Here is a 12,400-nt window from a genome sequence, read left to right as displayed (position 1 = left end):
GATTTTATAGCATTTCAATATCCAGCACATAACCCCGGCTTTTCAACTCAGCACCGCCGGATTCAAAAACAATTTCAAATTAAGGGAAATTAATGAAAAAAAAACTCAAACGGACGCTGAACTATTTCTCAATTTTGACTTCGCATCAATTTGAAACCTCTTTTGATAGTCTTATCGAAAAAGCTCTCAGTAAGGCAGAAACGGTAGGTAAACGATATCTTGAAACACCAAATGAAAGAACGCTCTTTGTAAATACGTCAAAACGTACAGATGTCGGGTTACGATTGGTTTTCTACAGTTTTGATCCTGGATACCGCCCCAAAAAAATACAGCAGAAACTTGACCAAAAAGAGCTTACGCCGGAAGATCTGAAACTGGACAAAAATGAAGAGTTAACAGAAATAATTCATATTTTAATTAACGGTAACCATGCCATTGTTGAATCCAGGCAATCAGCAGCCTCAAAACAATTGATTGCCCACTATATTTTATGGTTAATGGTGAACAAACTTGACCTTCACTTGACCGAGGTGTCGTTTGAGAAGTTGGCAAATAGGGATGTTGTAGCAGAAATTAAAAAACATGGTGTTAAGGAAATCCGACTAAGAGTCGCTGTTTATGGCGATGAATTTGAATCCGATGACATTTTTTATAAAACCCTTAACAATTCAATCAAGGAGTGCAACGGAGAAAAGGCAGACATAGTGTTTAGACCAAAGGCAAGAGGTACTTTAAGGAAAACGGCTGCCATAGAAATGTATCATAAAACGGAACTTGAGAATTCTCCAGGAGAGATATCCTTTATTTTAAACAACAATGCTGCTATTACAAAAGATAATTTCAAATTAAAAAAGGAAGTCTTCGTTGATAATGATGGAACCAACAACTCACAGTATTTTCAAATATTCTCAGAGATAGAGGACACCTTCTTGGAATAGGTAAAAGATGGTTATATCAAAGATAGTGACATGGTTGGCCCAAGATAAAAACAAACAGGCAATGCCACCTGCAGTATGGAAAGCATTGGCAGCTTATCAAAGCGTCCTTGATCTGCAAACCCCAAGCCGTAAACACTATCTGATCCGGGGGCTTTTTTGTTTTTTATTGTTAGTCGTCAATTATTTAGCCTCCGATAGCATGGATATTATTAAAACATTGGTTCCAGCATCGCTAACCATCTTGTCTATTTTAGCCGGTTTTATTATCAACTTGATCCTTATAACGGGCAATCAAGGGGATTACCATGAGATGACACATCATGAGATGGACCAGGTTGTTTTTTCAATCAAACAGATGCTTAAATTTCAAATTGAGACCTTCCTCACTTACCTTTTAACTCTTTTTCTTGGCCTGGCTGTTTACATGCTACCATGGGGATATATCCAAACTGCTACACAAGTCCTTTTTTTGACTGGCGTTGCATACTCTGTGCTTAGATCTTTAATTCTACCGTTTCAGCTTTATGAACTCCATGAATACAAATTAAACCTTATGCTCAAAAAAAAGAAAAAACGGGCTCAGAGAGCTTGGGAAGAAAAAAAATGTTCAACCGGAAGAACAAGTATGGGATAAAATACTGGCCGAGAATGACCTCCAAACGTTTCATGAAAATGCCAATTCGGCATGTGTACAGTCGGTATTAAGTTCGGTCAAAGTATGCACATCAAAGCAACTTTGAAATTGGCCTAGAAACGGAGCCTCCCACCCACCAGGTCGTTTCACCCGGCACAGACTTATAACATGTTTCCCCGTTCACTTATCACCCCCCTGCACACATTACACTTTTAAATTATAAATCAAGAGATCCTGAAGCGTTGCCGTACTTCCTTTTTATAAATTAACTGCTGAATGACGCCTTGCCTTGCAGGTACACCATATAATTAAAGAGACACAAAAACCTTGATCCGGATCAAGTCACAAAAGAAAAGCATGGAAATAAAATGAACACTGGAACACCCAATATTGGAAATGATGTGTATTGCTGGCACTTTTATGTACCACAGGAGATTAACCTTGTGCAACCTGAAACCGGCTGTTAGAATTCAGGCCTATGCGCATCACTTATAAAAATTCACAGGCAGTATGATTTTGTTTTTAATCACAGCGGTTCTGGTCATAGGTCTGATATACGGCTTTTTCGGGTTTCGAATCATCAACACCCTGCCCCTGGGTACCGGATGGAAAACCGGGCTGTGGACAATGCTGGTATCCTGCTTTGCCGTTCTTGTTTTAGCAGTGATGACCCGGTACCGGCTTCCTGATCATTGGATCACCCCGTCTCTGTTTTGGGTTGCCTATATCTGTTTGGGTTTTATGACCCTTATATTCCCTGGTATTCTGCTCAAAGATGCTTGCATGGGGGCCTATTATCTTATTCATAACCTGTTTTCTAAAAACGGAAAACAGAACAGGGACAACCGGGAATCAAAGGCAGGGGGCATGGACCCGTCCCGGAGAATTTTTTTAACCAATGCCGGGAATGCCGCGCTGACAGGTGCGGCCATGGTTTTAACCGGATACGGTGTCAACCGGGCAACCAGGGAGCCGGACGTGATCAGGGTAGATGTGCCCATCAAGGGACTGCCGGATCCGTTCAGGGGATTCACCATTCTTCAGATTTCAGATCTGCACATCAGCATGACCCTGAAAGAAAAATATGTCCGAAAAGTTGTGAACCGGGCCAGCCGGGAGCAGGCTGACATGATTGTCTTTACCGGAGACATGGCCGACGGTCACGAAAAAGATATGGGCAAAGATGCAAGCCCCCTGTCAGACCTGGATGCCCCATTTGGAAAATATTTTGTAACAGGGAACCATGACTATTATTCGGGGGCCCTTTCATGGCTGAACAAAATTGAACGCCTGGGCTTTATCCCCCTGATCAATGAACACCGTATCGTTGAAAAGGAAAACGCCCAAATCGTGCTGGCCGGGATCACCGATTACCGGGCAGGCAGGATAATGCCAGGCCATGCCTCGGATCCGGGAAAGGCCCTTAAAGGCGCGCCTTTATCCATGCCAAGGATCATGCTTGCCCACCAGCCCAAAAGTATATTTAAAACAGATTCCCTTGGCCTGGATCTGATGATCTGCGGCCATACCCATGGCGGGCAGTATATTCCCTGGAACTGCCTGGTGCGCCTGGACCAGCCCTATGTGCATGGGCTTCACCGGCACAATGCCACGCAGGTCTATGTAAGCCGGGGAACCGGCTATTGGGGGCCGCCCCTAAGGATCGGTGCCCCCCCGGAGATCACTGTACTCCGGCTGGTTAACGGATCGCCGGCATAATGCCCTGACAGGATAAATTGCATCAGTGCAGATCTGACGGGTCAATATGCACCCGGACCTGACTGACTTTATCCATATGCACCCGGATCGTCTCCCGGACCGATTCGCCTATGTCATGGGCCATTTCCACAGTGATCTTTGGATCCACCACAATGTCCAGATCCACAAGAAAAAAGGCTCCGCTTCGGCGTACCCGTATACCATGCAAGCTTTTCACCCCTTTGACGGTGAGTGCGAGATTCTCAACTTCCCGGATTTTTTTCTCACCCGGAGATTCGTCCATGATCTGTCTCACCGCGTCCATGACAATATCGTAGCTCATCTTGAATATGAACAGGGCCACCACAATACCGGCCACAGGATCAAGGACAGGATATTTCAACTTGGCGCCAATAATACCAATCAGGGCGGCAATGGAAGAAAAGGAGTCTGACCTGTGATCCATGGCATTGGCAATGGTTGACGGACTGTTGGTCTTTACCCCTGCCCTGTAGGTAAACCGGTACATCAGCTCCTTGACGGCAATTGACAGGATTGCGGCATATACGGCCGGATTTCCCGGGGCGTGGAGACATCCATGCCGGATTGCTGTTATGGCGATTCTGATAATCTCGATACCGGCGGCGGCCAGCATCGCTCCCACCACCAGAGTGGAAATCACCTCTGCCCTGCCGTGGCCGTAAGGATGTTCTTCATCTGCGGGTTTCTGGGCAATGATCAGGCTGATATAAACAAACAGGGATGCAAAGATGTCCGAGGCGGAATGCACTGCATCCGCAACCATGGCCCCGGAGTTTGACACAATACCGGCCCACCCCTTCAGGACCGTTAAAATAAAGTTTCCTGCGAACCCGACAACCGCCCAGTACCGGGCAGTCTGAAAATCTTTATCCTTTGATATCCGTTTTTGGCTTTGGCCCATTCATTCCCTGCTCCTGAAAAATCCCGGTTCAGAACATCAGTCAATACACCCGATAACCTGGCGAGGTCTGACACCGTCGGACGGGGCAACAACCCCTTGTTTTTCCATAAGATCAATGATGCGCGCTGCCCGGTTGTAACCGATCCTTAACGCCCGTTGCACCCCGGATATGGATGCCTGGCGGGTGGACATGACAAAATCCAGGGCCTGCTGGTACTTTTCATCATACTCATCATCGTCAAACGTCACTGCTTGCTGGGCCTCTTCTTTTTCCGTGGTAACGTCCATAATGTATTCGGGTTTGCCCTGGGCTTTGACAAACTCGGTGATGGCGCCTAATTCCCGCTCGGACAAATATGTGCCGTGGACCCGTTTGAGCCGGGCTGTGCCCGGGGGAACAAAAAGCATGTCGCCCCTGCCCAGAAGGGTTTCCGCACCATTGGCGTCAATGATGGTCCTGGAGTCGGTCTTGGAAGAGACCTGAAATGATATCCGGGTGGGGAAATTGGCCTTGATAATACCGGTGAGTACATCCACGGAAGGCCGCTGGGTGGCCAGAATCAGGTGGATACCTGCCGCCCTGGCCATCTGGGCGATACGGGTCAAAGAAAATTCAATATCCTTGCTGGCGGTCATCATCAGATCTGCCAGCTCGTCAATAATTACGATAATATAGGGGAATGGGGTAAACTCCTCGTCCATGTCCGACAGGTCAGCGGTCCGGACTTTTTTGTTATACTGCTCTATGTTTCGAACATGGAGCTCGGCCAGTTTTTCATACCGCTGCTCCATTTCCCTGACCACCCATTGAAGGGCAATATTGGCCTTTTTCATGTCCGTAATCACAGGCGTAATCAGGTGCGGGATGTCGTTGAATAATGAAAGTTCAATGCGTTTGGGATCAATCATAATGAACTTGACCCGGTCAGGTGTTGATTTATACAGAATGCTGCTGATCATGGCGTTGAGCGCCACGCTTTTGCCGGTTCCTGTGGCCCCGGCAATGAGCAGATGGGGCATTTTTTCAAGTCCCACGACCACGGGTCTTCCGATGATATCCTTGCCCAGGCAGATGGGCGCAGGGGATTTAATTTCATCAAAGGCGGAAGCGCTGACGATATCCCTGAACGGTACAACACTCATGGCTGGATTAGGGATCTCAATGCCAATGACATCCTTGCCCGGAATGGGGGCCACTATACGGATACTCAGGGCACTTAGGGCCAGAGCCAGGTCATCGGCCAGGTTCACGATCTTGCTGATCTTGATCCCCGGGGCGGGCTTGTACTCAAAGGTGGTGATCACAGGACCCGGCAGCACTTCCATAATTTCACCCTTGATGCCGAAGTACCCCAGTTTTTGTTCCAGCAGTTCGGCATCCCGCCTGATGGCCTCATGGTCCACCACAGTTTCCTGGCTGCCCTTTTCAAGGAAATCCAGGGAAGGCAGGCGGCACTTTCCATCACCATTGTTCTGAACATTTGCCTGGTACAAGGGCTTGTCTGCGGGTTTCGTTGAATCCGGCCGGACAGGATTTGTAATTTTCACCCTGTTTTCGGGTGGCTCTAAAAGGGTTAACCGGGCTTCCCTGGTCTTTTTCAGGGTGTCAAGGACCTGGGTCACCAAAGGCCCGGGAATTGCCTTGGCCGGCACTGTTTTTTCATCTAATTTCTCTTGGGCAGGGACCGGCTGGGAAATGTCGTTTAATTCGGGAATGGGCAAAGAGGCGTCGCAGGATTCAAACTCAAGGGTCACGCCGGGGATATCATCGTCTTCGCAGGCAGGCAGTTTTTTTTCATTAGATTTTAAGGGTGTTGACACCGGGGGGGCAGGCGCCTCAACAGGGATGCCGGGTCGTGTTTTAAATTCTTCATGGGTTTTAAGAAATTCATCATATCTGTTTTGAAGTCTGACATACCTGTTTGCCAGATTCAGATTGGTCAGCAGCAGCTTGACATATGGATTGGGAGTATTCTGCCTGTCAAAGGCTTTGTCCGCTTTTTCCATTTCATCGGTCATCACCTTTGCAATCCGTTCGGCATCACCCTGCCCGATCTCCTCGCCAATCTGAAATTTATACTCTCCGCATTCGGTTCTCAAACACAAAAGATTTTTATCTAAGCTGTAATTCTTGTTTTCCACGCTGAATAATACTTTCCTGGGATAATACTGATGAAAACCGACCGGCACGGCCACAACCCGTCCGGCTACATCAAATTCTTAAAAAATCAACCTCTTGCCATTGATTTTTCATCAAAACACACCTGATTACAACAGAATAGTTGAATTAACTTGTTGAATTAACTTGGCAGTCTCCTAAATCCGTTATCATCAGAAACATACATGGCAAGGCCGCATAGGTTATATCATAACACAGGCCGGGATTCCAGACAGTTGAAATATTCCGTTATCACTTTGACACAAATAAAGAGCGTTGAAACCATTTAACCCACATTGAGCAGGTGCTTTTTGATAAAAAATGATTTAAACTGTCTCCATCTTGAATAATCACCTGAATTCGCGGCATATTTTTTGGTATATCTTGAAATTATTGAAAAAAATCTATTAAAAGGTGAAATTATGAAAAAAATTTCTATAATCATTGTCAGTTATAACACGGCAGATCTTTTAGAAAAGTGTCTTAATCATCTGTTTGAGAGCGCCGACGGGGAGAATATGGAAGTGTTTGTGGTGGATAACGCCTCATCTGACGGATCTGGTGCAATGGTAAAAAAATACTTCAGTCATGTCAATCTCATTGAAAACCGGATTAACATGGGATTTGCTGCAGCCAATAACCAGGCATACGAACTGGCCCAGGGGGACTATATCATCCTTCTTAACCCCGACGCATTTATCAGACCCGGAACAATAAAGAACGCTGTGCGGTTTATGGAGAATCACCCTGAATGCGGTCTTGCAGGGGGGCGCCTTGTAAACCTTGAGGGCCGGTTAGACCCTTCAGCCCGCAGATTCCCAAACAGTCTGAATAAATTTTTTACCCTGTCCGGTCTGGCGGACCGCTATCCGTCATCTAAAATAATCGGCAAAGGCGATTTCAAATTTTTTAATCATAACAGTATCATGGAGGTGGACTGGGTGCCCGGGACATTTACCATTTATCGCAAAAAAATGCTGGCTTCGCTTTCTGGGACGCTGTTTGATGAACGATTTTACATCTATTACGAGGAGACAGATCTTTGCCTTCAAGCAAAACGGAACGGCTGGAAGGTCTTTTTCATTCCTGACGCACAGGTGATCCATGTCGGCGGTGCAAGTGCCAAAAAAAGGGATGATCTCACGTATGATACAGGCGGTTCCCAGGTGCTGAAATTCAGAATGCGGGCTGAATATCTATATTTTAGAAAAAATTACGGACTCTTTTCAGTATTGGCAAATGCAGGCGTTGAGATAGGATGGCATATTCTCAGATATGTCTTAAATGGTCGTGGAAACAGTCCTGATAGACGCAAACATGCAAAAGCATCTGAATCCATTAATATACTCAAACACGCATTTAACGCGCTTTTTGATACGCGATTCGGCAAAAAAGTACCGAAAATTCCTTGGTAAAGGATGTAGAGACTTACACAAAGGTGCTCATATAGTGAAATAAACTGTGAGACAGATGAATATATGCACTGCGGGGAAACTGATCCAGGTTTTTGCCCAGCAGCGCCAGTGCTGCAATGAGATAAAAACGCGCCTCTTTTATGCTGCAATCCAATATCCTGCAATGGGTTAAGATCGCCTTTCGCGTATAATACCGCTGTACTTGAAAACTTTGGCAAAACTTCATCAAATCAAAAAAGGGAATCCCTTCAACCGCTGAACCTGCCCAGTCAATGACCCTGAATTTGCTGAAGTAAAATTTTCCTTTATCCGTGTTTTTCGATCCTGAAGGCACCATAATATTGCCTTTCCACAGATCGTTATGGCTGAGGCAAAACAGTGGATGCCATCGGCCTGATTCCAGGGAATCCAAGGTATCAGAGGCGCATTTGCGTATATCCGGTGAAAAATCATCGTCATTGACCATCTGTTTGACAGGTTCGTTATAAAACGCGGCGATTTTAGGGGCAGGAAGTTTTTGACAACTTTTTTCAAGGGATCCTGCAATCCACTTTAATATGGCCGGTGCAAGCAGAGTGCGTTGTACAACCCATTTTATTCGCCCATGGGACAGCGGATAATTCATATGAAACAATGCCCATGATATGCCGTCAAAAAAGCCTGTAATAATGGGCGGCTCAATAACCCAGTTCAGCCTGTTGCCTAAAACCGATCTTGCTTCTGACGCTTTTTGAACATTGTGTGCTACTTGCATTTTTCCGTTTGGGTTTGAAAAAAGTAAAAAAGCCGAATGACAGCCCCGGCTATCGGCAACAAAGGATTTATAGGTTACATCCGGCGGGAGCAGATCCGCTTTTAATAAGCCGGGTGACAGATGAATCGTATTGATATCCAACTTAAGTTTCTCAATCACCTCGATCTTTGATAAGTGTTTTTTTAATTTCTGGTTAAAATCAGATGAAAAATGATGTGACATAATTTTTTCCTATTTTCATACATTCGATGCCAATGGTTTGGCCCCTAATCGGCATTGCTGTTTTTATCAATGTATTTCATAACGGCACGATACTTGGGTGCCGTTTCGGGATCCTGCATAGGATGTTCCAAAAGCCCCCAGCTTCCCCATTTATTGTATTGGCCCATTGAAGCAAACGAAACAAATAATTGACCTCCTGCACGCTTCCATGAATTAAGGTCTTTACGATACAGATCTTCCATGCGCGGATTTCTGTTTGCCTGATGAAACAACCACGTTAATACCTCGTCGTTTTCCAGTCCCCGGGTACCGACAAGGTGCTGCCCTCCTTCATAGGCTATGAGATCGACACCCCATTGGGCCGTCAATTTGGCATATTCCCTGAGTAGAGCACTGTTGGCATCAATCTCTTTGTCGAGAAAATCCAGAATCTGGTCAAGGGTCAAAGCGTTTTTTGCGACAACCCTGCCGGGCGACAGTTCAATCGTGGGGGATGCCGAGGAAAGCGCCATTCCGAAATAAGGGGCAATGGCCAGGGCATCCACATTCCGCGTTGTTCCGGGATCTGCAAAAAGTTGTCGCGCTGTCCAGGGATTTCCAAATTGACTGGCAAGTACCCGGACCAGCCTTTTTTTATTATGGGGGTGAAATACCTTATCCCATATGGAGAACATTTCCAGGGCCCGCTGGGTGTAGTATAAAAGCCCTGCCTGAACCGGATCATTGCCCAGGCCCATGGCAACGCCTTTTTGGCGGCAATAGGCGGCTTGTTCAAACTGATAATTCCACGTTTCATTGCTGTATTCGATGTAGATCTTCAGATCGGGATTCAGGGTATCGGCGACGGTTTGTGCAAATTGCTGCACATAGTCGTCATCAGCTAAATGGGGCATACAGAACCAAGGATCGGCATGCAGGGTATTGGCCAAGGTAATCATGTAGGAAAGCGCAACACCCCGGGAGCTGCCCTGGGTCTGCATTCCAACGGTGGGGCGCTCTGCCCATCGGGATATTTTAGAGTTGTTGGTCTCCATCCAATCCATGAAACGAATCACCTTAAATCGGGCCCACCGTGATATGAACTCAGGTTGAAACGGTTGGGTATAATGGTCCTCTCGAAAGGCTTCGGGCAGGATTTCAATGTGATGGAGGGGGTCAATATCATCCACCCGGGTCACCACAAGGCCAAGTCCTCTGGACGAAGGGTGAACGACAGAAAATGGGATTTCTGTTATTTTTTCCGATGCCGAAGCCTTTTTTTGATCCCTAAGGTTTGTCTGTCCGGTACCGGACAATAAATCAATTAAATCCATTGCAGGTGGATGGGAAACTGCGCCATGGCGGGAAGTTGAGAGCTGAGCATCGTATTTAATGGTGATCTCTCCGTTGCCCTGGTACCGAAGCAGATACCTCCCGGCCGGGTAGCGTCCACTGCCCCGGCATACCAGGGTATCTGCGGATTGCCCCGGCTGCAGCCATCGAATCCAGCCCTGGGGCGTGAGTGCAAGGGGCGGTCCCTTGCCGTAGGGCTTTCCTTTTTCTTGGGAAGCCCAGGGCTGGGCGTGTTTGAAAAGATCCTTGAAGACAAGTTCCGTTGACCAGTATCGGATACCGGCAAGATTGATCCCCATGGGAGAGCCGTTATTGGGATAAGATGCTCCATGGGTCATGACCGGTTGGAGGAGCAATAACAATACCGGCATCAACGTAATCCGGAAGAGCAGAAGTAGAGCCATTCCGTAGTTTTTCCAAGTTTCAGGCAATGCCCGATTCGAAAACATGCAACGAATACTCATGGCCTCTTCCGGTTGATAAGTTGTTTGTAGATAGCTATCATGGCGTCCGCTTTCTGGTCCCAGCCATAAGAAGCCACCCGTTCGACAGCGTGCCCGGCCATTTGGTGCAACCGTTCAGGATGGGCCATTAAAAAAGCAATCTTTTCGGCAAACTGCTCAATAAGGTAGTTTCTGGACCGGGGAAATATCTTGAATCCCGTATCCGGTGTGACGTATTCTGCCAATCCGGCGTAGTCGGGAGTGATGCATGGAAGCCCAAAAGCCATGGCTTCCAGTGCCACGGCACCGCCAAACTCCCGGATGGAAGGAAAACAAAACAGATCGGCATCGGCATAATATTGGCGGGTTTCTTCCTGTTTGATCCAGCCGGTGAAATGGACTATGTGAGTGAGCCCAAGTTTTTGGGTCAAATTTTCAAGATTTTGCCGTTCCGGGCCATCTCCCACAATGGTGAGGCTGAGGGGCCGTTGAATGACTTTACTCGAAGAGGTATCCGGGCTTTCAAATCTTGCCTTTTGGGTCAGTCGATGGAGCGCTTCCAATAGAATATCAGCCCCTTTGTATGCCACCAGACGCCCCACAAAGAGCAGATGAAAGGGCCTGTCCTGGCCATTCCGGAAGCGACGGAACTGAACACCATCGGTGTTGCCGGGAACTACCCCATTTTCATGGAAAAGCCGGACAATATCATCGCCGGGTGGGATTTGGAACTGTTTTTCTATCCACTGCTTGGTGTAGGTGGAGCCGGATAGAATCATATCCGCCTTTTTATAGGTAGCCCTGTAACCGGGAATCAATCGGGTGAAAAGACGCAAAAAATTGTACTGGGCAAACTCTTTTTGGGCCACTGCGGCAAAGCCTTCTCCACGGGGAAACGGCACCCCGCCGTTGACCGGCCCCAATAAAAAAGGGGTGTTTTGACAGGCGTTGACCAATTTAACGGGATAGCGAGGCAAAATGGGCGTCATGACATGGACCAGATCATATTGACCCGCTCGAACGGCTTTTGCAAACCCATCGTAGACTTTTCGATTGAATTCAGCATAAACCGGGTAGGAAAGGGCGTGCTGAAGGGGCCAGTTCACCCCGCCGCTTGATGTGATGCGGCTTACATGGGCGTAGTATCGTTTCAGCCGTGAAGACTCTTTGATGTAAATGATCCGATGCGTACCCCGGTTTTTTTCAAGGGGGGACCGGTTCCTTTCGTGGGTCACCAGGGTGACAGATACACGCTCTCTAATGGTTCTGTAAAAATGGGATGCCAAGAGGGGGACGGATGCCCATTGAGGATTACACTGTTCCATAACCAGTAAGATATTCATTTTTTTTCTCCTGACCCAGATCGCTTTTTCCGGACTAATTTTTTAAACGAAAATCGGTGATGGCCTCCGGTATAGAAAAAAAATCGAATCAGGAGAGCCAAGCCAAGGCCCACAACCGTGCCGATATTGTTGGCAATGATATCTTCTGCAGAGAAGTGGCGTTCCGGAAAATATTTTTGAGCCAACTCCAGAAGGAATCCTAGGGGTGCCATGCTGGTGGCCACGCAAAGTCCAAGTTTTCCGGACGTAAAAAAAGCCGCTGGAATAAATGCCAGAAAAAAGAAGAGACCTGCTCTGGCCAGCTTGTCAACGCCCATGACACTGTCCTCGGCTGTCAGGCTTCCATGGGGAAGTATGGATATCAGCACGACAAATACAATGCCTGCCCACCATGAAAAGAGTAAGGGCCTTGAAATCAGGTTTGCATATAACCAGGATTTGAGATTGGTTTTCATTGAGGACTTAACCTTTCATTTAAAAATTGCTTACGGCGTCGCGTTTTTTTAAATTCATGTTTTTG

General features: G+C 47.0%; 10 protein-coding genes. 4 read left to right on the top strand and 6 right to left on the bottom strand.

What is annotated here, in order from left to right; translation table 11 throughout:
• Positions 1-92 precede the first annotated feature (92 nt).
• The 3 genes from Q366_RS08690 to Q366_RS08680 all read left to right on the top strand — a co-directional run bounded on the left by Q366_RS08690 (position 93) and on the right by Q366_RS08680 (position 3,291).
• Positions 93-938, top strand: coding sequence for a hypothetical protein (locus Q366_RS08690; RefSeq protein WP_035238090.1), 846 nt, complete (start codon positions 93-95; stop codon positions 936-938).
• A gap of 7 nt (positions 939-945) precedes the next feature.
• Entirely contained in the window at positions 946-1,572 is a 627-nt protein-coding gene (locus Q366_RS08685; protein WP_035238089.1) for a hypothetical protein, read from the top strand.
• Positions 1,573-2,088: 516 nt separating this feature from the next.
• Positions 2,089-3,291 (top strand): metallophosphoesterase, encoded by a 1,203-nt coding sequence (locus tag Q366_RS08680; RefSeq protein ID WP_169742947.1) that lies wholly within the window; start codon positions 2,089-2,091, stop codon positions 3,289-3,291.
• A 22-nt stretch (positions 3,292-3,313) separates the two neighbouring features.
• Here the strand turns inward: Q366_RS08680 and Q366_RS08675 are convergent, their stop codons facing one another.
• Together Q366_RS08675 and Q366_RS08670 are read right to left on the bottom strand one after the other, a co-directional pair.
• On the bottom strand, positions 3,314-4,213 hold the full coding sequence (locus tag Q366_RS08675; RefSeq protein ID WP_051957931.1) for a cation diffusion facilitator family transporter: 900 nt from the start codon (positions 4,211-4,213) through the stop codon (positions 3,314-3,316).
• A gap of 36 nt (positions 4,214-4,249) precedes the next feature.
• A complete protein-coding gene (locus Q366_RS08670) occupies positions 4,250-6,355 on the bottom strand; it encodes a DNA translocase FtsK (RefSeq protein ID WP_035238088.1) in 2,106 nt (701 codons plus the stop codon).
• Between the two features lie 438 nt (positions 6,356-6,793).
• On the opposite strand from Q366_RS08670, the gene Q366_RS08665 reads away from it, so the two are divergent.
• A complete protein-coding gene (locus Q366_RS08665; protein ID WP_035238204.1) occupies positions 6,794-7,786 on the top strand; it encodes a glycosyltransferase family 2 protein in 993 nt (330 codons plus the stop codon).
• 13 nt (positions 7,787-7,799) lie between these two features.
• On the opposite strand, the gene Q366_RS08660 is transcribed toward Q366_RS08665, so the two are convergent.
• The 4 genes from Q366_RS08660 to Q366_RS08645 are packed head-to-tail and all read right to left on the bottom strand — an operon-like array spanning position 7,800 to position 12,335.
• Entirely contained in the window at positions 7,800-8,762 is a 963-nt protein-coding gene (locus Q366_RS08660) for a hypothetical protein (RefSeq protein ID WP_035238087.1), read from the bottom strand.
• A gap of 44 nt (positions 8,763-8,806) precedes the next feature.
• Entirely contained in the window at positions 8,807-10,498 is a 1,692-nt protein-coding gene (locus Q366_RS08655; protein WP_156968144.1) for a hypothetical protein, read from the bottom strand.
• Between the two features lie 56 nt (positions 10,499-10,554).
• Positions 10,555-11,880, bottom strand: coding sequence for a glycosyltransferase family 4 protein (locus tag Q366_RS08650; protein WP_035238086.1), 1,326 nt, complete (start codon positions 11,878-11,880; stop codon positions 10,555-10,557).
• On the bottom strand, positions 11,877-12,335 hold the full coding sequence (locus Q366_RS08645; RefSeq protein ID WP_035238085.1) for a VanZ family protein: 459 nt from the start codon (positions 12,333-12,335) through the stop codon (positions 11,877-11,879). Before Q366_RS08645 ends, Q366_RS08650 begins: the two co-directional genes overlap by 4 nt.
• Between the last annotated feature and the right edge of the window lie 65 nt (positions 12,336-12,400).

The organism is Desulfobacter vibrioformis DSM 8776 (genome assembly GCF_000745975.1).
Taxonomy (GTDB): Bacteria; Desulfobacterota; Desulfobacteria; order Desulfobacterales; family Desulfobacteraceae; genus Desulfobacter; species Desulfobacter vibrioformis.
Note: the sequence above shows the minus strand (reverse complement) of the source record. Positions and strands in the feature narration are given on the sequence as shown.

What these genes read in the sequence shown, in the direction of transcription:
- Q366_RS08690 (WP_035238090.1), top strand. Translation starts at nt 93, where the DNA reads ATGAAAAAAAAACTCAAACGGACGCTGAACTATTTCTCAATTTTGACT.
- Q366_RS08685 (WP_035238089.1), top strand. Translation starts at nt 946, where the DNA reads ATGGTTATATCAAAGATAGTGACATGGTTGGCCCAAGATAAAAACAAA.
- Q366_RS08675 (WP_051957931.1), bottom strand. Translation starts at nt 4,213, where the DNA reads ATGGGCCAAAGCCAAAAACGGATATCAAAGGATAAAGATTTTCAGACT.
- Q366_RS08665 (WP_035238204.1), top strand. Translation starts at nt 6,794, where the DNA reads ATGAAAAAAATTTCTATAATCATTGTCAGTTATAACACGGCAGATCTT.
- Q366_RS08660 (WP_035238087.1), bottom strand. Translation starts at nt 8,762, where the DNA reads ATGTCACATCATTTTTCATCTGATTTTAACCAGAAATTAAAAAAACAC.
- Q366_RS08655 (WP_156968144.1), bottom strand. Translation starts at nt 10,498, where the DNA reads ATGGCTCTACTTCTGCTCTTCCGGATTACGTTGATGCCGGTATTGTTA.
- Q366_RS08650 (WP_035238086.1), bottom strand. Translation starts at nt 11,880, where the DNA reads ATGAATATCTTACTGGTTATGGAACAGTGTAATCCTCAATGGGCATCC.
- Q366_RS08645 (WP_035238085.1), bottom strand. Translation starts at nt 12,335, where the DNA reads ATGAAAACCAATCTCAAATCCTGGTTATATGCAAACCTGATTTCAAGG.